The 21,573-nt window shown below is 33.4% G+C and carries 22 protein-coding genes; 19 read left to right on the top strand and 3 right to left on the bottom strand.

Translation table 11 applies throughout. The features are described 5' to 3' along the window. Window positions 1–74 precede the first annotated feature (74 nt). Together BUB25_RS12130 and priA are read left to right on the top strand one after the other, a co-directional pair. A complete protein-coding gene (locus tag BUB25_RS12130) occupies window positions 75–506 on the top strand; it encodes a DUF2147 domain-containing protein (protein WP_072944706.1) in 432 nt (143 codons plus the stop codon). 101 nt (window positions 507–607) lie between these two features. Further along, window positions 608–3,058 (top strand): replication restart helicase PriA, encoded by a 2,451-nt coding sequence (gene priA / locus BUB25_RS12125; protein WP_072944704.1) that lies wholly within the window; start codon window positions 608–610, stop codon window positions 3,056–3,058. A gap of 12 nt (window positions 3,059–3,070) precedes the next feature. Here the strand turns inward: priA and BUB25_RS12120 are convergent, their stop codons facing one another. After that, the gene (locus BUB25_RS12120; RefSeq protein ID WP_072944702.1) at window positions 3,071–3,766 is read right to left on the bottom strand and encodes a LytR/AlgR family response regulator transcription factor; all 696 of its coding nucleotides are present in this window, start codon (window positions 3,764–3,766) and stop codon (window positions 3,071–3,073) included. Window positions 3,767–3,932: 166 nt separating this feature from the next. Here BUB25_RS12120 and rpsF point away from each other — a divergent pair, with 166 nt between their 5' ends. The 6 genes from rpsF to BUB25_RS12090 all read left to right on the top strand — a co-directional run bounded on the left by rpsF (window position 3,933) and on the right by BUB25_RS12090 (window position 8,537). Then, window positions 3,933–4,274, top strand: coding sequence for a 30S ribosomal protein S6 (rpsF, locus tag BUB25_RS12115; protein ID WP_072944700.1), 342 nt, complete (start codon window positions 3,933–3,935; stop codon window positions 4,272–4,274). 5 nt (window positions 4,275–4,279) lie between these two features. Further along, complete coding sequence (gene rpsR / locus BUB25_RS12110) at window positions 4,280–4,576, top strand: 30S ribosomal protein S18 (protein WP_007138295.1); 297 nt, start codon at window positions 4,280–4,282, stop codon at window positions 4,574–4,576. Window positions 4,577–4,642: 66 nt separating this feature from the next. Then, window positions 4,643–5,080, top strand: a complete 438-nt coding sequence (gene rplI, locus BUB25_RS12105; protein ID WP_072944697.1) for a 50S ribosomal protein L9 — start codon at window positions 4,643–4,645, stop codon at window positions 5,078–5,080. A 181-nt stretch (window positions 5,081–5,261) separates the two neighbouring features. Next, window positions 5,262–5,735 carry a DUF6495 family protein gene (locus BUB25_RS12100; RefSeq protein WP_072944695.1) on the top strand — a complete coding sequence of 158 codons (474 nt, stop codon included), beginning with the start codon at window positions 5,262–5,264 and terminating at the stop codon, window positions 5,733–5,735. Window positions 5,736–5,808: 73 nt separating this feature from the next. Next, complete coding sequence (ligA, locus tag BUB25_RS12095) at window positions 5,809–7,806, top strand: NAD-dependent DNA ligase LigA (RefSeq protein WP_072944692.1); 1,998 nt, start codon at window positions 5,809–5,811, stop codon at window positions 7,804–7,806. A 17-nt stretch (window positions 7,807–7,823) separates the two neighbouring features. Next, complete coding sequence (locus BUB25_RS12090; protein ID WP_072944690.1) at window positions 7,824–8,537, top strand: hypothetical protein; 714 nt, start codon at window positions 7,824–7,826, stop codon at window positions 8,535–8,537. Here the strand turns inward: BUB25_RS12090 and BUB25_RS12085 are convergent. Both BUB25_RS12085 and BUB25_RS12080 read right to left on the bottom strand, forming a co-directional pair. Continuing rightward, window positions 8,523–9,434 carry a bifunctional metallophosphatase/5'-nucleotidase gene (locus BUB25_RS12085; protein ID WP_072944688.1) on the bottom strand — a complete coding sequence of 304 codons (912 nt, stop codon included), beginning with the start codon at window positions 9,432–9,434 and terminating at the stop codon, window positions 8,523–8,525. The genes BUB25_RS12090 and BUB25_RS12085 overlap by 15 nt on opposite strands. A gap of 160 nt (window positions 9,435–9,594) precedes the next feature. Further along, window positions 9,595–10,374, bottom strand: coding sequence for a 5'-nucleotidase C-terminal domain-containing protein (locus BUB25_RS12080; RefSeq protein WP_072944686.1), 780 nt, complete (start codon window positions 10,372–10,374; stop codon window positions 9,595–9,597). Window positions 10,375–10,421: 47 nt separating this feature from the next. On the opposite strand from BUB25_RS12080, the gene BUB25_RS12075 reads away from it, so the two are divergent. The 11 genes from BUB25_RS12075 (at window position 10,422) to BUB25_RS12025 (ending at window position 21,572) form a co-directional block, all read left to right on the top strand. After that, the gene (locus BUB25_RS12075) at window positions 10,422–10,943 is read left to right on the top strand and encodes a DUF6913 domain-containing protein (protein ID WP_072944684.1); all 522 of its coding nucleotides are present in this window, start codon (window positions 10,422–10,424) and stop codon (window positions 10,941–10,943) included. A gap of 5 nt (window positions 10,944–10,948) precedes the next feature. Beyond that, window positions 10,949–11,836: a 4-hydroxy-tetrahydrodipicolinate synthase gene (gene dapA, locus BUB25_RS12070; protein ID WP_072944682.1), complete on the top strand. Its 888-nt coding sequence runs from the start codon at window positions 10,949–10,951 to the stop codon at window positions 11,834–11,836. A gap of 130 nt (window positions 11,837–11,966) precedes the next feature. Further along, complete coding sequence (locus BUB25_RS12065; RefSeq protein ID WP_072944680.1) at window positions 11,967–12,761, top strand: outer membrane protein assembly factor BamD; 795 nt, start codon at window positions 11,967–11,969, stop codon at window positions 12,759–12,761. A gap of 8 nt (window positions 12,762–12,769) precedes the next feature. Further along, a complete protein-coding gene (locus tag BUB25_RS12060) occupies window positions 12,770–13,087 on the top strand; it encodes a DNA-directed RNA polymerase subunit omega (RefSeq protein ID WP_026709525.1) in 318 nt (105 codons plus the stop codon). 7 nt (window positions 13,088–13,094) lie between these two features. Beyond that, window positions 13,095–14,306 carry a bifunctional phosphopantothenoylcysteine decarboxylase/phosphopantothenate--cysteine ligase CoaBC gene (gene coaBC, locus BUB25_RS12055; RefSeq protein ID WP_072944678.1) on the top strand — a complete coding sequence of 404 codons (1,212 nt, stop codon included), beginning with the start codon at window positions 13,095–13,097 and terminating at the stop codon, window positions 14,304–14,306. Further along, window positions 14,299–15,183: a type IX secretion system protein PorD gene (gene porD, locus BUB25_RS12050; RefSeq protein ID WP_072944676.1), complete on the top strand. Its 885-nt coding sequence runs from the start codon at window positions 14,299–14,301 to the stop codon at window positions 15,181–15,183. Before coaBC ends, porD begins: the two co-directional genes overlap by 8 nt. Window positions 15,184–15,238: 55 nt before the next feature. Beyond that, the gene (recN, locus tag BUB25_RS12045) at window positions 15,239–16,891 is read left to right on the top strand and encodes a DNA repair protein RecN (protein ID WP_072944674.1); all 1,653 of its coding nucleotides are present in this window, start codon (window positions 15,239–15,241) and stop codon (window positions 16,889–16,891) included. 104 nt (window positions 16,892–16,995) lie between these two features. Further along, window positions 16,996–18,186, top strand: a complete 1,191-nt coding sequence (fabV, locus tag BUB25_RS12040; RefSeq protein WP_072944672.1) for an enoyl-ACP reductase FabV — start codon at window positions 16,996–16,998, stop codon at window positions 18,184–18,186. Between the two features lie 146 nt (window positions 18,187–18,332). Then, a complete protein-coding gene (locus BUB25_RS12035; RefSeq protein WP_072944670.1) occupies window positions 18,333–19,331 on the top strand; it encodes a glycosyltransferase family 2 protein in 999 nt (332 codons plus the stop codon). Between the two features lies 1 nt (window position 19,332). Continuing rightward, entirely contained in the window at window positions 19,333–19,929 is a 597-nt protein-coding gene (gene coaE, locus BUB25_RS12030; protein ID WP_072944668.1) for a dephospho-CoA kinase, read from the top strand. A gap of 59 nt (window positions 19,930–19,988) precedes the next feature. Further along, a complete protein-coding gene (locus BUB25_RS12025) occupies window positions 19,989–21,572 on the top strand; it encodes a sensor histidine kinase (RefSeq protein WP_072944666.1) in 1,584 nt (527 codons plus the stop codon). Window position 21,573 lies beyond the last annotated feature (1 nt).

Genomic DNA, 21,573 nt, shown 5'->3' with positions numbered 1-21,573 from the left:
TTCCGGCTATATGTTGGTAGCTGTACTAAAGTTAGAGATGCTACTTAATAGAAGGTTTAAAAAAAAATAAAACCATGAAAAAAATCATTACCGTTGGATTGTTGTTAGTTACAACGCTATTTTATGCGCAAAATAAAAGTGTTCTCGGAAAGTGGAAAACTATTGATGACGAAACCGGTAAAGCCAAATCTATCGTAGAGATTTACGAAAAATCAGGAAAAATTTACGGTAAAGTGATTGATATTCTGGATTCAGAACATAAGAATGATCTTTGTAAAGATTGTCCTGGAGAAGATGCTAAGAAGCCTATACTTGGAATTACAGTTATAAAAGGATTATCTAAAGATGGCGCTGAATACGGCGGAGGGAAGATTTTGGATCCTAAGAACGGTAAAATGTACAAATGTTTTATTGCTCTTGAAGGCAATGATAAACTTAAAGTTAGAGGATATATTGGCTTTTCATTATTAGGAAGAACACAATACTGGTACAGACTAAAGAGCTAGTATTTGATGTTTGGAGTTCTTAGTTTTAGATTTGGGATCTGTATCCTAATTTGCCATTTAATCCAGCTGGCTAATGTGCTAGTTGCAACCTAAAGTTTATAATGCATTTTGTCGAAGTAATTTTACCTCTTTCTCTTGCCAAAACATTTACTTATAGTATTTCTGAAACAGAGTACTATTATATCAAAAAAGGAATGCGTCTTGCAGTTCCTTTTGGTAAAAGTAAAATCTATACCGCATTAGTAATTGAAGTTCATCAAAACAAGCCTACTTTATATGAAGCTAGGGAAATTCATCAGATTCTGGATGAAACACCCATTGTAACCGAAATTCAAATTGCCCACTGGCAATGGATTGCTTCCTATTATATGTGCGCCATTGGAGATGTATATCGCGGTGCAATGCCTAGTACGTTATTGTTGGAAAATGAAACTTTAATTTCTCAAAAAGCAGATGTTTTTGTGGATGAAAGTCTGCTTTCTGATGATGAATATCTGATTTATCAAGCCTTACAACTCCAGACTTCACTGAAAGTTCAGGAGATTATTTCTATTTTAAACAAGAAAAATATTTTTCCGGTTATCCAAAAACTGATAGACAAAAACATATTGGTTTTACAGGAAGAAATGCAAGAAAGCTATAAGCCAAAATTAGTACGATACGTCCGTTTGTATTCTAAATACCAATCAGATCAAGGGTTAGGAGAATTATTGGAAACACTTAAAAGCGCCAACAAGCAAAAGGAAATTGTGTTGTCTTATTTTCAATTAAGGGCTACAGATAAGAAGCCAGTTACAGTGAAAAAATTGGTAGAAGCTGCAAATTCGTCTTCGGCAATCGTAAGAGCATTAATAGATAAAGAAATATTTGAAGAATATTTTGTACAGCATGATCGAGTTGATTTTTCAGGAAAAAAAGGGGAAAAACAATTGCTATTGAGTGAAGCACAGCAACTAGCTTTTATGGAAATTAAAAATAGTTTTGCGCAAAAAGAGGTTTGTCTTTTACATGGAGTGACTTCGAGTGGGAAAACCGAGATTTACATCAAGTTGATAGAAGAATATCTCGCTACGGGAAAACAAGTTTTGTATCTGTTGCCTGAAATTGCGCTGACGACTCAATTAGTGGGGAGATTGAGTGCTTATTTTGGGAACAAAGTGGCTGTTTTCCACTCGAAATATAATAATAACGAACGAATTGAAGTCTGGAATCAGGTTTTGAAAAATTCCGAAAAGGCTCAAATTGTTATTGGAGCGCGATCAGCCTTGTTTTTGCCTTTTTCTAATTTAGGATTGCTAATTGTTGATGAGGAACACGAGCAAACTTTCAAACAAGTGGATCCTGCGCCACGCTATCATGCCCGAGATGCAGCGATTGTGTTGGCTAATTTCTATAAAGCAAAAGTTTTGTTGGGGTCCGCAACGCCAAGTATTGAGACTTTTTTTAACGCTAAATCTGAAAAGTACGGACTGGTTGAAATCACCAAGCGCTATGGTAATGTGATGATGCCGGAAATTGAATTGGTAGACTTAAAAGATAAGTATTTCCGAAAAAAAATGACCGGACATTTTAGTGATGTTTTAATAGAAGAAATCGGTAGTGCTTTGTCTTTGGGCGAACAAGTGATTTTATTTCAAAATAGGAGGGGTTATTCGCCTTTGTTAGAATGTATGACTTGTGGTCATGTTCCGCAATGCCAGCAATGTGATGTGAGTTTGACGTATCACAAACATAAAAATCAATTGCGTTGCCATTATTGTGGGTATTCTATTGCAAAACCTACGCATTGCCATAGTTGTTCAAGTGTTGATTTGACAACTAAAGGCTTTGGGACGGAACAGATTCAACAAGAATTAGTTACGCTTTTTCCTGCTCATAAAATAGGGAGAATGGATCAGGATACCACACGTGGTAAATTTGGTTTTGAAAAAATTATTGATAGTTTTAAAAATAAGGAAATCGATATTTTAGTGGGAACCCAAATGTTGGCCAAAGGATTGGATTTTGATAATGTAAGTTTAGTAGGTATAATGAATGCTGATAATATGTTGTTTCATCCGGATTTTAGGGCTTTTGAAAGAAGCTTTCAAATGATGACACAGGTCTCTGGGCGGTCTGGACGTTCGGAAAAAAGAGGAAAGGTAATTATACAAACGTATAATCCAAATCATAATACGATTCAGCAAGTTACGAATAACGATTATTTGGGAATGTATAAGGAACAGTTGTATGACAGGCAAATTTATAAATACCCGCCTTATTTCAGGATAATAAAAGTAACCTTAAAGCATCGTGATTTTGAAAAGCTTAAAGAAGGCGCTACTTGGTTGTACCAGGTGATGAGTCAAAATTTGAATATTCCGGTATTGGGGCCTGAGGAACCGGGGATCAATAGAATTAGGAATGAATACATAAGAACGATATTGATAAAAATTCCGCAAAGTTCTTCGGTGGCAGGTACAAAAAAAACTATTCAGAAAATGTTGAATAGTTTTGATGCTGTAGCTCAATATAGAGCTATAAAAGTTTCTGTAAATGTTGATTTTTATTAAAAAGTAGTTTTTTTACCCATAAGAAAGTGCTTTTACTAAATCTTCTTTTTTGTTTCTGCTTAATGGAATTTTAGTGATTCCTATTTCTGCAAATTTACTGTTGAAACGTTCCACTTTGTCAATATTAATTATATAAGACTTGTGTACTCTCACAAATTTCTTTTTTGATAAATCATTTTCAAATGATTTCATCGTAGAAAGAACCAGATTGCTATCGTCCTCAGTAACTACTCTTACGTAATCTCCAAAAGCTTCAATCCATTTGATTTTAGAAGTAAATACTTTTAATTTTTTCAAATTACTTTTGATAAAAATGTGTTCGCCTTCTTCTTCTCGATTGTCATTTTTATATAGGTATTGATCTACTGCTCTTCTGACAGAAGCATTGAATCGATCCAGAGCAATCGGTTTTTGAAGATAGTCTGTGGCATCATAATCAAAAGCTTTAAGGGCATACTCAGCTTTTGATGTAACAAAAATAATTTGGGGTTTGACTTTTAAACCATCCAAAAAATCAAAACCACTGATAACGGGCATTTCAATATCTAAGAAAATCAAATCGACAGTATGAATAGACATACAACTTTTTGCTTCAATAGCATTGGAAAAATCACCTATTAGATGTAAGTTTGGATGATTATTAACTAACTTTGCAATGATCATCCTTTGAATGGAACTGTCATCTACAACAACACAATTTAGTTTCATAATTACTACATTTAAGGATTTGGTAAAGTAAATATAGGGTGTAATTTTGAAAAAAACTAATTTTCATCGGTTTTTTTTGTTGTACAACGAATAAAGTGAGATTCTGCTTGCTAGTTCGGAAAAATTGCTTACTTTTGCAGCCAAAATAACAAATAAATACATATTTATGAATCATTATGAAACTGTTTTCATTTTAAATCCCGTTTTATCTGATGTTCAGGTGAAGGAAACAGTAAGCAAATTTGAAGATTTTCTTACTAGTAGAGGAGCAGAAATGGTATCGAAAGAGGATTGGGGTCTGAAAAAAATGGCTTACGAAATCCAAAACAAAAAATCTGGTTTTTACCATTTGTTCGAATTCAAAGTATCAGGAGAAGTTTTAATTGCTTTTGAAACTGAATTTAGACGTGACGAAAGAGTTATGCGTTTCTTAACTGTAAGTCTTGACAAACATGCTATCTCTTGGGCTGAAAGAAGAAGAGCGAAACTTAAATCTCAAAAAGCTTAATTATCATGGCAACATTACAACAATCTGCTTCAGGAAAAAAAGACGGAGATATCAGATATCTTACTCCTTTAAACATAGAAACTAACAAAACTAAAAAGTACTGTCGTTTCAAAAAATCAGGTATCAAATATATTGATTATAAAGATGCTGATTTCTTATTGAAATTTGTAAATGAACAAGGAAAGATTCTTCCTCGTCGTTTAACAGGAACTTCATTGAAATACCAAAGAAAAGTTTCAGTTGCTGTTAAAAGAGCTCGTCACTTAGCTTTAATGCCTTATGTGGCCGATTTATTAAAATAATTAAAAATTAACAGTTGTTGGTTTTCTGAAACATGAAACCTAACTTCTATTACAAAGGACAACAACATGGAATTGATTTTAAAACAAGACGTTCAAAATTTAGGTTTTAAAGACGATGTAGTAACTGTGAAAAACGGATACGGTCGTAATTACTTAATCCCACAAGGATTTGCTCAATTAGCTACTTCTTCTGCAAAGAAAGTATTAGCTGAAAACCTAAAGCAAAGAGCTCATAAAGAAGCTAAAGTGGTTGCAGATGCAAAAGCATTGGCAGAAGCTTTGAAAGCTATCGAGATTAAAATTGCTGCAAAAGCAGGTGGAGAGAAATTATTCGGTTCAATCACGAATATTGATATCGCTGAAGCTTTGGCAAAAGGTGGTCAAGTAATTGACAGAAAATTTATTACTTCTGGAATCGTTAAACGTACAGGAAAATATTCTGCAAGCGTGAGATTACACAGAGATGTAATAGTTGAATTAGCTTACGAGATTATCGCTGAATAATTGTAATTATTCGCAATTTTTAATAATAAAAAAGGCTGTCTCAAAAGGGACGGCCTTTTTTCTTTAAAAAAAAACAAAACCAATTTGATGCTATTGATTTTTCAAATAGGATAAGAAATACGAATAATGAACTATTGGGTTTTAAAATAATTCAATCCGAATTCCAAAACAGTAAAGTAATATGAAATACAGCAGATTAACAAAAGAACAATTTGAGGAATTAAGCCCTGAATTTACTAACTTTTTGGCTACTCAGGCTATTGATAAAGCGGAGTGGGATAAAATAAAAGCTGAGAAACCTGAGGTTGCAGAGCAAGAATTAGATGTTTTTTCCGATTTAATTTGGGAAGGCGTATTGTCAAGAGCGGAATATTTAGAACATTTTTCTAAAAACCATATTTTTTTGTTTCAAAGCTTTGATACGCATGTTCATTCTATAGTTTTGAAATCATTGGTTCCTGAGGTCGATTTTTTGACCAAAGAAGGCTTGCAATGGCTTAGTGATAATATGTTTACCGAAACTATCGAAATGAAGACCGGAAAAAAAATGTTTACCGAGGAACGGAATAGTTCTATTTTCGAATTGATACAGCAAGGGGCTTTTTTAAGTGACGGGCAATTATACAAACAAATAAATTCAATTATTGAATCTTAATTTCAATGATATTTATTTTAAATTGGCTATTTTAGTACTCTTTTTTAAATACTAAAGTAGCCAATTTATTTTTATGGATATTCAAAATACCATCCAAACATTAAGGGAAGAACTCAATCTTCATAATTATAATTATTACGTTTTGGATCATCCTGTTATATCAGATTATGAGTTTGATATAAAATTGAAACAACTTCAAGATTTAGAAAGTAAGTACCCAGAATATTTTGATTCTAACTCGCCTACCCAACGTGTGGGAGGAACAATTACAAAGAATTTTAAAACAATTCCTCATGAATATCGCATGTATTCATTGGATAATTCCTATTCTAAGGAAGATTTGGTAGAGTGGGAAAAACGCATTCAGAAAGTGTTGGGAGAAGTTCCCTTGGAATATACTTGCGAATTAAAATACGACGGTGCTTCAATCAGTATTACTTATGAGAACGGGAAATTAGTTCGCGCCATTACTCGTGGTGATGGTTTTCAAGGGGATGATGTGACTACTAATATCAAAACGATACGGTCAATTCCGTTGCAATTAAAAGGTAGTTTTCCCGATAAATTTGATGCTCGTGGCGAAATCATTTTGCCTTTTGCCGGTTTCGAAAAAATGAATCAGGAATTGATCGAAATTGGCGAAACGCCCTATTCTAATCCGAGGAATACAGCTTCAGGGAGTTTGAAGTTGCAAGATAGTGCTGAAGTGGCTAAAAGGCCTTTGGATTGTCTTTTGTATTTTTTGATAGGGAATAAATTGCCTTTTACTTCTCAATTTGAAGGATTAGAAGTAGCTAGAAAATGGGGCTTTAAGGTTCCTATTGAGGCTAAACTTGCTCATAATTTGCAGGAAGTCTTTGAATTTATAGACTATTGGGATGTTCATCGTCATGAATTGCCTTATGAAACAGATGGAGTGGTGGTAAAAGTGAATCGTTTGCAATATCAGGATGAATTGGGGTATACGGCTAAATCGCCTCGTTGGGCAATGGCTTATAAATTCAAATCAGAACAGGTTTCTACCAGGTTGAATTCGATTTCTTATCAGGTGGGAAGAACCGGAGCGATTACTCCGGTGGCTAATCTGGAAGCGGTGCAATTGGCTGGAACTATTGTAAAGCGGGCTTCTTTGCATAATGCTGACCAAATAGAAAAATTAGATATTCGTGTTGGGGATACTGTGTTTGTAGAAAAAGGTGGCGAGATCATTCCTAAAATCATAGCTGTTGATTTGACCAAGCGTCCAGAAGACTCAGAACCTACAAAATATATTACGCATTGTCCGGAATGTCATACTTTGTTGGTTCGTAACGAAGGTGAAGCCAATCATTACTGTCCTAATTTTTATGGTTGTCCGCCTCAGATTATCGGAAGAATTCAGCATTTTATTTCCAGAAAAGCTATGGATATCGAAGGGCTTGGCGGAGAAACAGTAGCTTTACTTTATAATAATCATTTGGTTCAGAATTATGCCGATTTATATGATTTGACTGTAGATCAAATACGGCCTTTGGAAAGAATGGCGCAAAAATCAGCCGAAAATTTAGTTAAAGGAGTCGAAAATTCGAAGAAAATTCCTTTTGAGCGCGTTTTGTATGCACTTGGAATCCGATATGTGGGTGAAACAGTTGCTAAGAAATTGGCTAAACATTATAAAAATATCGATGCATTGAGTCAGGCTACACTGATGGATTTAGTTCTGGTTGATGAAATTGGTGAACGAATTGCTCAAAGTGTAATTGAGTTTTTTGAAAATCAAGAAAACAGAAATATTATTGATAGATTGAAAGCATATGGTGTTCAATTTGAGATTGTGGAAAAGATCAATCCAAATGCAACAGATAGACTCGCTGGAAAAGTTTTTGTAGTTTCCGGTGTTTTTGAAAAATTCTCAAGGGATGATTTGAAAAAAGCTATCGAAGATAATGGTGGAAAGATAGGGAGTTCAATTTCTGCCAAAACAGATTATGTAGTAGCAGGTGATAATATGGGACCGGCAAAATTAGAAAAAGCAAGTAAACTTAATATTCCTATTATTTCTGAAATTGAATTTATGAAGTTACTGGAGTGAGTATAAAACCGTTGAATATGGTAATTAAGGATAAGACTAATTTAGGAAAATGGCTTACTGCGATGTTTTTTATCATTGTAGCGGTGGAACTTACTGCAGAGTTTTTTTCAAGTAGAGAATTGGTGTTTATTTTCAAGCCTTTATTGTCAATAGGGGTGATGGTGCTTTACTGGAATGCATCCAGAGTAAGAGAATCTATGTTTTTTCTAGTGCTTTGCTTGTCATTAATAACAAATCTCTTTTTTATTCCCAATACGGAAAGTTTTTTATTTATCGGATTAATCGTTTTTTTGGTGCATCGAATATTTTTAATTGCCTATGTTGTTCGGTTAATAAAGCTTAAAGATTTTATTCCCTTATTTATTGCTATTGTTCCTTTTTTGTTTGTTTTTTTCTATTTATTATCTATTTCCAATGGAATACAGCAGGAGAGTTATTGGGTTTTGATCATTCAAAACATATTAATTTCAATAATTGGAGGATTGGCTTTATCTGAATATGTGATGAATTATAATAGGATGAATTTCTGGCTATTAATTTTTGGATTGCTTTCTGTTACTCAATATTTTATTGTTTTTATCGAGAAATATTACCTTTCAAATTTAGCGCCAATAGCTTTTAGGCCATTGGCGATGGTATTGAATGCGGCTGTTTATTATGCTTTTTACCGCTTTGTTGTTGATGCCGAAAAAGCAAATGCTAACGAAGAAGTTGTACTAAACGACAATTGATCTTCCTTGGTGTGTTTTATTTTTATCAGAATCAAAAAACACATCGATTCTCCCCAAATTAATGCCATAGCATCCTACTTGATTTACTAGAACTTCTCTGTTGTCAAGGTTCTTAACTACCGTTGGTTTATCCAGAAAAGTATGGGTGTGTCCACCAATAATCATGTCTATGTCTTTGGTTGTTGCTGCCAATTTCAAGTCGCAAATTTTATTGGGTTCATTTTTATAGTTGTAACCAAGGTGCGAAAGACAAATTATTAGGTCGCATTTCTCTTCTTTTTTCAATATACGAACCATATCTTGAGCGGTTTCCACGGGATCATTGTATACTGTTTCCTCGTACATTTTCTTGTCGACTAATCCGTTAAGTTCTACTCCTAGACCAAATACGCCAACTTTAATTCCGTTTTTATTGAAAATTTTATAGGGTTTTACAAACGGAGCTAAAATGGTATTTTTGAAATCATAATTGGCCGAAATAAAATCAAAGCTGGCATGGGGTAGTTGTGCATGCAATCCTTGAAGACCATTGTCAAAGTCATGGTTTCCTATCGTTGAAGCATCATAGCCCATCATACTCATTAGTTTGAACTCCAGTTCTCCACCATAATAGTTAAAATAAGGAGTACCTTGAAAAATATCGCCGGCATCAAGCAGTAATATATTTGAGTTTTCTTTTCGAATAGCTTCAATTAATTGAGCTCTTTTTACAACACCTCCCATGTTCGGATTTCTGGGATGATCGGCTGGAAAAGGATCAATATAGCTATGGACGTCATTTGTGTGTAAAATAGTGAGTTGTTTTGTATCCAAAGATTTGAAACTACTCATTGATAAGCCCAGACCTACTAAAGTGGTTCCGGCTGCTGTTTTTTCTATAAAATCTCTTCTTTTCATCTTGTGTCTTTTTTATCCAATTTACTGTTGTGATTGACAAAGTATTAGGGAGCTATTTTTGCTTTTTTTTTTACAAATGAAATTCAGTAAAATCTTTTTTGAATTAAATTTTGCAAAAAGAAAGTTTTCATTGCTGCTCAGGCGAGTTGTTTTTTTTAAACTATTCTACTATGATTCTAATATCATTCGGTGCTGGAATGGTGTCTACCTCTTTGAAGTAATCAATAAGAATATCTCGAAGTTTGTAATTTAGATCAAATTTCTGCACTCCTTTGGCAAAGAAAGTCATATTATCTCCTCCATTAGATAAATAGTCATTAGTTGCTACATAGTATATTTTCTCTTTGTCAAGTGCTTTTCCTTGTATCATGATGCTTTTGGCGGCATTATTTTTATCAATGGTAAAGCTCATACCGGATAGGGGATGTGGTTTTTTTTCGGCAATAAAATAATCAACCAGTTCTTTAATTTGTTCCCCTTTCAAAGCAATAACTACTAGGCTGTTTTCAAAAGGCATAATTTCAAAAGCATTACGGGCAGTTATATTTCCTTTTGGAAGTACAGAGCGAATTCCGCCACTATTTAGTAGGCAAATGTCAATATTTTTATTTTCTCTACTTTTGAATACGCGATTTCCTAAATCGAGCGTTACATCAGAAAGGAGATTACCAATTTTAGTTTGCCATGTTCCTGTTCTTTTGTCAAGCGTTTCGGGACAATAGGCTAGTACGCTATTTAGATCTTTATTGATGTGTTCTCGGTATGGTTTGATAAAATTCTCAATTTCAGAAGGTTGTTGTAAGGTGTCGCTAATAGGAATAAGCTTACCTTCAATCTGGCTAACATGAAGAATTTGTTTGTTACAGGAAAGAGCAAAAAAAAGTGTTAAGAATATAACAAAAAGTTTTAAAAAACCGCTATACTTTTTTAGATTTACCATTTATAATGAGACTTTATTAATTAATTTTGTTAACCGGTAAAATTAGTATGTTTTTAAATTATATAAAAGGTTTTTTCTTAAAAAGAAAATTAAAAAATATTTTTTATGATGTAAAAAGTACTAGACTTGTCAGTGCCATAAAAACCGTGGGATTACTGGTTGATGAAAGCTATTTTTTGAAGAGAGAAGCTTTGGTAAAAGAGTTGGTAAGCAATGGGATTATAGAGGAAAATATTAAGATAATAATTTACAAAGATAAGTTAAGTAAAAGTCAAAAAGATTCGGGAGTTTTTTTTAGCTCCAAAGAGTTAACTTGGAATGCAGAGATAACAAGTGTTGCGGTAAATGATTTTATCAAAGAAGAATTTGATTTGTTGATTAGTTATTATGAGGTTCAGAAGCCGATATTAAAGTTAATTACCCATCGTTCTAATGCAAAATTCAAAGCGGGTTTTGCGACCATAGATAAAAGATTGAATCATTTGATTATTAGTGCTCACACGGAAGATTACCGCGTTTTTACTAGTGAATTGTTCCGGTATTTAAAGAAAATTAAACAAAATAGATAATAAACATGCAATCATTAATTGGTACGGGTGTTGCTTTGGTAACGCCATTTAAAAAAGATTTTTCAATAGATACCGAAGCCTTAGAGAGGATCATTAATTATTCTGTCGATGGTGGAATTGAATATCTTGTAGTTCTTGGCACAACAGCAGAGAATGCTACTTTGTCGCAAGAGGAAAAAGAATTGGTTATCAAAACGGTAATCGATGTCAATAAAGGAAGGTTGCCATTAGTGTTGGGAGTTGGAGGGAATAATACTCTTAAGGTTGTTGAGGAACTTAAAACAAGAGATTTATCTCAGTTTGTTGCTATTCTTTCAGTTTCTCCATATTATAATAAGCCTACGCAGGAGGGAATTTATCAGCATTTTAAAGCGGTAGCAGAAGCTTCGCCTATTCCGGTAATTTTATATAATGTTCCAGGAAGAACATCCAGTAATATGTTGCCAAAAACGGTTTTACGCTTGGCTAATGATTTTAAAAATGTCGTTGCAATCAAAGAAGCGGCGGGCGATATCGTTCAAGCGATGCAATTGTTGAAAGACAAGCCTGAAGGATTTCTAGTGATTTCTGGCGATGATATGATTGCTTTGCCAATGGTTTTGGCAGGAGGGGCAGGTGTTATATCAGTAATTGGGCAAGGTTTTCCAAAGGAATTTTCTGAAATGATCCGATTAGGCTTGAATAGAAAAGTAGATGAAGCATTTAAAACACAATACTTATTAGCTGATAGTATTGATATGATTTTTGAGCAAGGTAATCCGGCAGGAATTAAAGAGGTTTTTCAATCGCTAGGAATTGCCGATAATACCGTGCGTTTGCCTTTAGTTAGTGTAGATGAATCTTTGTCTTCCAGAATTCATGAATTTGTTAAAAAAATCAACAAATTTGCATAAAATTATAGGTCTTTTTTTAACTAAAGAAATATTTTGTAGTAGCTGAATTAATAACTAAATTTGCCACCGAAACTTCGGTATGATTTTTTGTAGGTTATCAGTAACCCGTAGATCAAGAAAATAAATAAATATGAAAAAAATTATATCTCTATTGCTTGTTTTGGTTGTTTTTGTGTCTTGTGGTGAATATCAAAAAGCATTGAAAAACGAAGATGTTGCCGCTAAATTTCAGATGGGAACCTCATTATATGAAGCAGGGAAGTATTCAAAGGCAATTCGCCTTTTTGAACAAATAGCTCCAGCTTATAGAGGAAAACCTCAGGCAGAAAAGTTGTTTTATATGTTTGCACAATCCTATTATAAGACCAAACAATATTATTTAGCAGGTTATCAGTTTGAAAGTTTTGTGTCAGGATATCCTAAAAGTGAGAAAATAGAAGAAGCAGCCTATCTTGGTGCCAAAAGTTATTCTATGCTTTCTCCAGTATATAGCTTAGATCAAACGGATACTTTTAAAGGGATAGAAAAATTGCAGTCTTTTATTGATAGATTTCCTAATTCTCAATACTTGGCTGAAGCGAATGAAGCGGTAAAAGTATTGTCGCAAAAAATCGAGAAAAAGGTTTTTGAAAATGCCAAAGGATACCATACCATTTCTGATTATAAAGCAGCCTTGGTTGCTTTAGATAATTTTATTGCAGATTATCCGGGAACACCATACAAAGAAGAAGCCTTGTTTTATAGATTTGATTCGGCTTATTTACTAGCCATTAATAGTATTCCTTCTAAAATGGAAGAACGATTGAATGTTGCTAAAACGGCATATTCAAATTTGATAAAGTTTGATGCCAATACAAAATACAAAGAGAAAGCGGACGAAATGTTAGTTCGTGTTGAAAAAGATTTACAAAATTTTACTAAATAAATAAAGTCATGGATTTAAAAAAGACGAATGCTCCAGTAAATACAATAACTTACAATAAAACAGTTATTGAAGAGCCTACTGGTAATGTATATGAAGCGATAACCATTATGGCTAAAAGAGCAAACCAAATTAACTCTGAAATCAAAAAAGAATTGACTGAGAAATTGGAAGAATTTGCTACATACAATGACAGTCTTGAAGAAGTTTTTGAAAATAAAGAACAGATAGAAGTTTCAAAGTTTTATGAAAAATTGCCAAAACCACATGCGTTAGCAGTTCAAGAATGGTTAGACGGTAAAATCTATCATAGAGATTCAAACAAATAATACTACAATGTCAGTTTTAAGCGGTAAGAAAATTTTGCTGGGAATTTCTGGCGGAATTGCCGCCTATAAAACAGCCTCATTAGTACGACTTTTCATAAAAGCAGGTGCACATGTCCAAGTGATCATGACACCTGCTTCTAAGGATTTTGTAACGCCACTTACCTTATCTACCCTTTCTAAAAATCCGGTACATTCTACTTTTTTCAATCAAGATGAAGAGAATGAACAATGGAACAACCATGTCGAGCTAGGGCTTTGGGCTGATATGATGATTATCGCACCCGCTACGGCAAATACCCTGTCTAAAATGGCAAACGGTAATTGCGACAACCTTCTTATAGCAACTTATTTATCGGCTAAATGTCCTGTCTATTTTGCTCCGGCAATGGATTTGGACATGTATAAACATCCTTCTACAATAGCAAGTTTTAAAGCTTTACAAGAATTTGGAAATACCATAATTCCGGCTGAAAGCGGTGAATTGGCCAGCGGTCTTTCCGGCGAAGGAAGAATGGCTGAACCCGAAAATATAATTGCTTTTTTGGAAGCTGATTTAGAAAGTAAATTACCTCTAAAAGGAAAAAAAATATTAATTACTGCCGGTCCCACATACGAAGCAATAGATCCTGTGCGTTTTATAGGAAATCATTCTTCGGGTAAGATGGGCTTTGATATTGCAATTAGTGCGGCAAACTTAGGCGCCAAGGTAATCTTGGTGGCTGGGCCTACAAGTTTAAAAGTAAGTCACTCTTTGATCGAAGTTATTAATGTGGTTTCGGCTCAGGAAATGTTTGAAGCTTGTCATCAGTATTTTGACGAAGTTGATGTAGCAATTGCAGCAGCAGCGGTTGCTGATTATAGACCCAAGAATGTGGCGGCTCAAAAAATTAAAAAAGCGGCTGATAATTTTGTTATTGAGCTCGAAAAAACCAAAGATATCTTGGCTTCGTTGGGGGAAAAGAAGAAAAATCAGTTTTTAATTGGGTTTGCTTTGGAGACAGAGAATGAAATTGAGAATGCTAAGGCTAAAATCCAGAAAAAAAACTTAGATTTGATAGTTTTAAATTCTTTACAGGATGAAGGTGCGGGTTTTGGAAAACTTACAAATAAGGTTACCTTTATTGACAAGGATTTTAATATTGAACCTAAGGAACTAAAATCTAAAGAAGCGGTTGCTGATGATATTTTAAATAAAGTAATAGCCCATTTTAATGAATAAGATATTTACCTTTTTATTACTATTTGTAATTGGACTTACACAAGCCCAGCAACTAAATTGTACAGTAACGGTAAATTCTCAAAAATTAAGTAATGCCAATCAACAAGTATTTAAAACCTTAGAAACTTCGTTGAATGAATTCGTCAATAAAACGGCTTGGACTAATCAAAGTTATAGTCAAAACGAAAAGATAAATTGCTCGATGTATATCACCATTTTATCAAATAGTTCAGATCAATTTTCGGCTTCTATTCAGGTACAATCTTCAAGGCCTATTTATAATTCTTCTTATGCTACGCCTGTATTGAATTACAATGACAAAGATTTTAATTTTCGATATACTGAATTCGAGAATTTAGTTTTTAATCCTACTGTTTTTGAATCTAATCTTGTTTCGGTAATTTCTTTCTATAGCTATATTATTTTAGGTATGGATGAAGATACGTTTACGCTTGAAGGAGGAGATCCAAATTTTGAAATAGCACAAAATATTGCCAATGTGGCTCAGCAAGGTGGTTCTAAAGGTTGGAGTCAGATTGATGGAAACCAAAACCGTTATTTCCTTATCAACGACATGCTTTCTCCTACTTTTTCTGCCGTACGTAAAACTACATTTGATTATCATTCCGGTTTAGATGCCATGTCCAAAGACTTAAAAGGAGCTAAAGAGAAAATCAAAACTTCTTTGTTGAATTTAGGTAAACTGAATTCTTCAAAGCCTAACGCTTTTTTAACTCGTGTCTTTTTGGATGCCAAATCAGACGAAATTCTTTCCATCTTTTCAGGAGGACCCAGTATTACCGTTTCGGATTTAATAGATAGTTTGAATAAAACATCTCCTCTGAATTCCAGTAAATGGGAATTGATTAAATATTAAATTAATCTACTGGTTTTTTCAATAAATTTACATCTTCATAATAAACATACAATAAATGATAACCACTCTATCGATAAAAAACTATGCCTTAATAGAAAAATTAAGCATAGATTTCTCAAAAGGATTTTCAATTATTACAGGAGAAACCGGTGCTGGAAAATCAATTATTTTAGGAGCTTTAGGATTGGTTTTGGGAAAAAGAGCCGACTTGACTTCCCTAAAAAATAAAGAAGAAAAGTGTATCATCGAAGCACAGTTTGAAATTTCCAAATATAATTTAGAAGCATTTTTTGAAGCAAATGATTTAGATTACGAAGAGGATACTATCATTAGACGGGAAATTCTTCCTTCCGGAAAATCGAGAGCTTTTATTAATGATAGTCCTGTAAATCTTCAGGAACTTCAGGAGTTAGGACTTTTTCTGATTGATATTCATTCGCAACAGCAAACACAAGAGCTTTCTGATGAAAATGTACAGTTTGAAATTATAGATGCTATCGCTGATGTGCAAGGAGATATGGTAGCTTATCAATCGGTTTTAAAAAGTTATAAATCAGATAAAACCAAATTGAATTCCTTAATTAAAAAGCAAAGTGAATCTGCAAAAGAGCAGGAGTACAACACTTTTGTCTTAAATGAATTGATTGAAGCGCAATTGAAATCCGGTGAACAGGAAATTCTGGAAGCTGATTTTGAGAAATTGAATAATGTTGAGATCATCAAAGAAGCTATTGATAAATCTTTGGCTATTGCCAATGAAGAACAGATAGGGGTTTCGCACAATCTAAAAGAGATTAAAGCAGCCTTGCAAAAGATTGCTTCGTTTTCGCCGGAATATTCCTCTCAATTAGAAAGAATAACGAGTTTACAAATTGAATTTGAAGATATTGCCGATGAGTTAAATCGATGTTCAGAGAAGCTGATCAATGATCCGGAGCAATTGGATTTAATTAGTCAAAAGCTACAGCTTATTTTTAATTTACAGAAAAAGCATCAGGTTTCGTCTGTTGATGAATTATTGGAAATTCAAGCCAAATTAGAAGATTCGGTTTTTGAATTGGGTAATTTAGATGACGAAATTGCAGAATTGACTACTTCCATTGAGCAAAAATCCGAACAATTAGATGGATTGGCAGATGCAATTCATAAAAAGAGATTGGATTCGATTCCAATATTATCTCAAAAACTGATTAGTATCTTAGAAACCTTAGGAATGCCTAATGTTCGTTTTAATATTGAAGTTAAAAAGACAGCAACTTATTTTGCAAATGGAAAAGATGAATTGCAATTCTTGTTTTCGGCTAATAAAGGAACTGATTTTGGATTGCTTAAAAAGGTGGCTTCTGGCGGAGAAATGTCCAGAATCATGTTGGCCGTTAAAGCAATATTAGCACAATATTCTAAATTACCGACTTTGATTTTTGACGAAATCGACACGGGAGTTTCAGGTGAAATTGCCATTAAAATGGGAGAAATCATGAAGGAGATGAGCCAGAAAATGCAAATTTTTGCTATTACGCATTTACCTCAAATTGCAGCCAAGGGTGATGCTCATTTTAAAGTCTTTAAATCCACTGTTGGGGAAGATACTCAATCGGAATTGAAATTATTATCAGAGGAAGAAAGAGTTGTCGAAATTGCTCAAATGCTGTCGGGAACTATCGTTTCTGATTCGGCCTTAAATCACGCAAAAGCCTTGTTGAACTAAAAAAATGCCCTATATTTGTCCATTGAAATGATAGATTTTACTTTATAAAAACAATTGTTTTTTTACTTTTTTACATTAAAAAAAATATAAAATATTTTTAGATTATGATCATAGAACCTAGAATGAGAGGATTTATTTGTTTGACAGCCCACCCAAAAGGATGCGAACAAAATGTTAAAAATCAAATTGAATATATAAAATCCAAAGGCGCTATTGAAGGTGCTAAAAAGGTATTAGTAATTGGAGCTTCAACCGGATTTGGTTTGGCATCCAGAATAACGAGTGCTTTTGGTTCAGGTGCAGCAACTATTGGTGTATTTTTTGAAAAACCACCTTTGGAGGGTAAAACAGCTTCACCGGGATGGTACAATTCTGCTGCTTTTGAAAATGAAGCGCATAAAGCAGGTTTGTATGCTAAGAGTATCAATGGAGATGCTTTTTCAAATGAAGTGAAGCAACAAACATTAGATCTTATTAAAAAAGACTTAGGTCAAGTAGATTTGGTAATCTATAGTTTGGCTTCTCCTGTGCGTTTACACCCAGTTACTGGAGTTTTGCATCGTTCAGTGTTGAAACCTATTGGTAGTACTTTTACAAATAAAACAGTAGATTTTCATTCGGGAAAAGTTTCAGAAGTTTCTATTGAACCTTGCAGTGGTGACGATATTGAAAACACGATTGCAGTAATGGGCGGTGAAGATTGGGCTATGTGGATTGATGCTTTGAAAGCAGAGAATTTATTAGCTCCTGGAGCTACAACAGTTGCTTATTCTTATATTGGGCCATCATTGACTGAGGCAGTTTATAGAAAAGGAACTATCGGTCGCGCCAAAGACCATCTGGAAGCGACTGCTTTTACTATCACGGATAGCTTAGAAGATATTAATGGTAAAGCCTATGTTTCTGTAAATAAAGCATTAGTAACGCAAGCAAGTTCGGCTATTCCGGTTATTCCATTGTATATTTCTTTATTGTATAAAATCATGAAGGAAGAAGGAATTCACGAGGGATGTATTGAGCAAATCCAGCGTTTATACCAACAAAGATTGTACACCGGTTCTGATGTTCCTACAGATGAAAAAGGTAGAATTCGTATTGATGATTGGGAAATGCGCGCCGATGTTCAGGAAAAAGTGGCTAAATTATGGGAGCAGGCTGTTACTGAAAATTTAGAAGAAATTGGAGATTTAGAAGGTTACAGAAAAGATTTTTACAACCTTTTTGGTTTTGATTTCGAAGGAGTAGATTATAAAGCGGATACTAATGAAATGGTAAATGTTTCCAGTATTGCTTAAGTCAAAAAAGTAATAAAATAAATACTGAAATAATTCAAATATTTCTTAAAACCACCAACTATTTATTGGTGGTTTTTTTGTGGATTAAAGTTTATCTTTGTTAAAATTTCGTCCTTAATCGTATAATTAATACCTCATTCAAGAATATGTTTTTTTCTTTGATTATCCCAGTTTATAACCGTCCCGATGAAGTGGATGAGCTTTTAGAAAGTCTTTCAAAATCAGATTATAAAGAAAATTTTGAAATTGTAATTGTAGAGGATGGTTCCTCTGTCAAATGTGAGGACGTGGTGCGGAAATATGAAAGTAAATTGTCTATTTCGTATTATTTCAAAGAGAATTCCGGTCCGGGAGATTCCAGAAATTTTGGGATGAAAAAAGCCAAAGGGGATTACTTTATTATTTTCGATTCTGATTGTATCATTCCTTCGCAATATTTGACGGAAGTTGATAAGGCGTTAAAAGAGAATTATGTAGATTGTTTTGGAGGGCCTGATAAGGCTTTGGATAGCTTTTCGGATATTCAAAAAGCAATCAATTTTGCAATGACGTCTTTCTTGACTACAGGTGGAATTCGAGGTGGTTCTGAAAAAATTGACAAGTTTCAGCCTCGAAGTTTTAATATGGGAATTTCCAGAAAAGCTTTTGAAGCTTCAAACGGTTTTGGTAATATCCATCCTGGAGAAGATCCTGATTTATCAATTCGATTATGGAACTTAGGTTTTGAAACGAAGCTTTTTTCAAAAGCATTTGTATATCATAAAAGGAGAATTGACTGGGATAAATTTTCGATTCAGGTAAATAAATTTGGCAAAGCAAGACCAATATTGAATAGTTGGTACCCCAAATACAATAAACTAACTTTCTTTTTTCCATCATTTTTTATATTGGGATTTGCTCTAGCGGTATTATTATTGGTTTTCACCATTGATTTCTTATTAAAATGCTATTTAATCTACTTTTTGGTACTGTTTTTGGTGTCTTCTTATCAGAACAAGAGTGTTAAAATTGGTTATCTGTCTGTGATTGCAGTTTGGAAACAATTTTATGGTTATGGAACCGGTTTTATGGAATCATTTGTTAAAATTATTATTTTGAAGCAAAAACCTCAAACCGCGTTTCCGGAATTATTTTTCAAAATTTAATATGACTAAAATTATTGGCTTAACAGGTGGTATCGGAAGTGGGAAAACCACAATTGCAAATCATTTTAAATCTTTGGGTATCCCAGTCTATATAGCAGATGAGGAAGCAAGAAAGCTGATGCAGTCAGATGAAATTGTCAAGGCAATCAAAGAAACATTTGGATCTGATTTTTTTGAAAAAGATGTGTTAAATAGAGCAAAACTTGCCGAAGCGGTTTTTAATGATCCAGATAAGTTAAAAGAATTGAATGCGATTGTTCATCCAGCGGTAAAAAAACATTTTAAGCAATGGCTTTTGGAACATAATAATTTTCCAGCTGTGATTTATGAAGCGGCTATTTTATTCGAAAGTGGGAGCTACAAGGATTTTGATCTTATAATTACTGTTACGGCGCCAATAGAAACAAGGATACAAAGGGTTATAGCAAGAGATAAAACCTCGCGTGAGCAGGTTTTAAAAAGAATGGAAGCCCAATGGACTGATGAACAACGTATTTCTAAGAGTCATTTTGTTATTGAAAATGACAGTATTGAAAATAGTATTAAAGAAATAGAAAGAATTCTTAAAATTTTGAAGATTAGACAAAACGAGTCTTAAATGTTAATCTTTGGTTAATATATTATCATTCATACTGTTAAAATGTTAATTTTGTCCTGATGAATAATTTTTTTTTTAGATTACTTGTTTTATTGATGAGCCTTTCTTTGATAGGTATAATTCTTGTGCAGGTATATTGGTTTGATTCTTCATTTAAAAATAATGACGAACAATTTAAATTTCATGTAAAACAGGTTATAGGAAATGTAGCCGATAAGCTTCAAAAGAAAGAGGCTTATAGTTTTTATGATAAGTATAATAAACTAAAAGACAGTACAGGAAAAGATCCTAAAAAAGAGGATTTGCTGGAGTTTTATTATGTTCAAAGGAATACTAAAACAAATAAAACGATTGTATATTCTAACAGTATTATCGCTGAAGATTATGATATTTCGTCTTCATTGTTTAATAAAAAATTTAACAATGAAAGGTTTAAAAATTTTAGTTCTAAGAGAGTAACCGAAATTTATAACAACAACACGATTGATAAATCTAATCTGCAACAAAGTTTACTGCCTGATATTACAATAGAAAAATCAGGAAATTTAGATGTTTTAGACAAAGTTCAGTATGAAATTTCGTATAAGGATATTGCCTCCGCGACCCCTCTTGAAGATAGGGTTTCAAATGAAGTCCTGCAAAAGTTGTTAAAGAATGAGCTGGAGGAATATGGAGTTAAAACGAAGTTTGAATTTGCAGTGTATAGCAATGGTTTAGCAACAAAAATTAAATCGAAAGATTTTGTTTATGATAAAGAAGCAACTTATCCCATTCAGATTTTTGCAGATAATGAGGGGAACAGTAAGTACCAGTTATTAGTAACATTTCCGCACAAAAAAAAGTTCTTATTGTCGGAATTAGTGAGCATAACGGTTCTTTCAATTATTTTCACGTTAATTATTATCATTGCCTATTCAAGTGCTTTAAATCAATTGATACGACAACGGCATATTTCTGAAATTAAAAACGATTTCATAAATAATATGACCCATGAGTTTAAAACGCCTATTGCCACAATAAATTTAGCATTGGACGCGATAAAAAACCCAAAAATAATTGAAGATAAGGAAAAGGTGTTTAAGTACTTGCAGATGATTCGAGACGAAAATAAACGAATGCATGCTCAGGTTGAAAATGTTTTAAGAATTTCGAAATTAGAGAAAAAAGAGCTTGATATAGATAAGGAATCAAGTGACTTAGAAGAAATAATCAATGATGCTATTGAGCATGTTAATTTAATTTTAGAGGACAGACAAGGTAGAATTACAACTCATTTTAATGCAGCCAGAACTACGGTTTTGATAAATGAAGTGCATTTTACAAATGTTATTGTGAATGTCTTAGAAAATGCTATTAAATATTCTCCTGATGTTCCACAAATTGATGTTTATACTGAAAATATTAAGGATATGATCCTTATTAAAGTGAAAGATCAAGGTTTAGGAATGAGTAAAGTAGCTCAAAAAAGAGTGTTTGAGAAATTCTACAGGGAGCATACCGGTGATTTACATAATGTGAAAGGACATGGTTTAGGTTTAGCTTATGTAAAAAGAATTGTAGAAGACCACAATGGTCAAGTATATGTAGAAAGTGAAAAAGGAAAGGGAAGTACCTTCATAATTAAAATACCACTAATAAATTAGA

The organism is Flavobacterium granuli (genome assembly GCF_900129705.1).
Taxonomy (GTDB): domain Bacteria; phylum Bacteroidota; class Bacteroidia; order Flavobacteriales; family Flavobacteriaceae; genus Flavobacterium; species Flavobacterium granuli.
Note: the sequence above shows the minus strand (reverse complement) of the source record. Positions and strands in the feature narration are given on the sequence as shown.

Bases quoted from the DNA above. Each gene is read 5' to 3' on its own strand.
- BUB25_RS12130 (WP_072944706.1), top strand. From the start codon at position 75: ATGAAAAAAATCATTACCGTTGGATTGTTGTTAGTTACAACGCTATTT.
- priA (WP_072944704.1), top strand. From the start codon at position 608: ATGCATTTTGTCGAAGTAATTTTACCTCTTTCTCTTGCCAAAACATTT.
- BUB25_RS12120 (WP_072944702.1), bottom strand. From the start codon at position 3,766: ATGAAACTAAATTGTGTTGTTGTAGATGACAGTTCCATTCAAAGGATG.
- rpsF (WP_072944700.1), top strand. From the start codon at position 3,933: ATGAATCATTATGAAACTGTTTTCATTTTAAATCCCGTTTTATCTGAT.
- rpsR (WP_007138295.1), top strand. From the start codon at position 4,280: ATGGCAACATTACAACAATCTGCTTCAGGAAAAAAAGACGGAGATATC.
- rplI (WP_072944697.1), top strand. From the start codon at position 4,643: ATGGAATTGATTTTAAAACAAGACGTTCAAAATTTAGGTTTTAAAGAC.
- BUB25_RS12100 (WP_072944695.1), top strand. From the start codon at position 5,262: ATGAAATACAGCAGATTAACAAAAGAACAATTTGAGGAATTAAGCCCT.
- ligA (WP_072944692.1), top strand. From the start codon at position 5,809: ATGGATATTCAAAATACCATCCAAACATTAAGGGAAGAACTCAATCTT.
- BUB25_RS12090 (WP_072944690.1), top strand. From the start codon at position 7,824: ATGGTAATTAAGGATAAGACTAATTTAGGAAAATGGCTTACTGCGATG.
- BUB25_RS12085 (WP_072944688.1), bottom strand. From the start codon at position 9,434: ATGAAAAGAAGAGATTTTATAGAAAAAACAGCAGCCGGAACCACTTTA.
- BUB25_RS12080 (WP_072944686.1), bottom strand. From the start codon at position 10,374: ATGGTAAATCTAAAAAAGTATAGCGGTTTTTTAAAACTTTTTGTTATA.
- BUB25_RS12075 (WP_072944684.1), top strand. From the start codon at position 10,422: ATGTTTTTAAATTATATAAAAGGTTTTTTCTTAAAAAGAAAATTAAAA.
- dapA (WP_072944682.1), top strand. From the start codon at position 10,949: ATGCAATCATTAATTGGTACGGGTGTTGCTTTGGTAACGCCATTTAAA.
- BUB25_RS12065 (WP_072944680.1), top strand. From the start codon at position 11,967: ATGAAAAAAATTATATCTCTATTGCTTGTTTTGGTTGTTTTTGTGTCT.
- BUB25_RS12060 (WP_026709525.1), top strand. From the start codon at position 12,770: ATGGATTTAAAAAAGACGAATGCTCCAGTAAATACAATAACTTACAAT.
- coaBC (WP_072944678.1), top strand. From the start codon at position 13,095: ATGTCAGTTTTAAGCGGTAAGAAAATTTTGCTGGGAATTTCTGGCGGA.
- porD (WP_072944676.1), top strand. From the start codon at position 14,299: ATGAATAAGATATTTACCTTTTTATTACTATTTGTAATTGGACTTACA.
- recN (WP_072944674.1), top strand. From the start codon at position 15,239: ATGATAACCACTCTATCGATAAAAAACTATGCCTTAATAGAAAAATTA.
- fabV (WP_072944672.1), top strand. From the start codon at position 16,996: ATGATCATAGAACCTAGAATGAGAGGATTTATTTGTTTGACAGCCCAC.
- BUB25_RS12035 (WP_072944670.1), top strand. From the start codon at position 18,333: ATGTTTTTTTCTTTGATTATCCCAGTTTATAACCGTCCCGATGAAGTG.
- coaE (WP_072944668.1), top strand. From the start codon at position 19,333: ATGACTAAAATTATTGGCTTAACAGGTGGTATCGGAAGTGGGAAAACC.
- BUB25_RS12025 (WP_072944666.1), top strand. From the start codon at position 19,989: ATGAATAATTTTTTTTTTAGATTACTTGTTTTATTGATGAGCCTTTCT.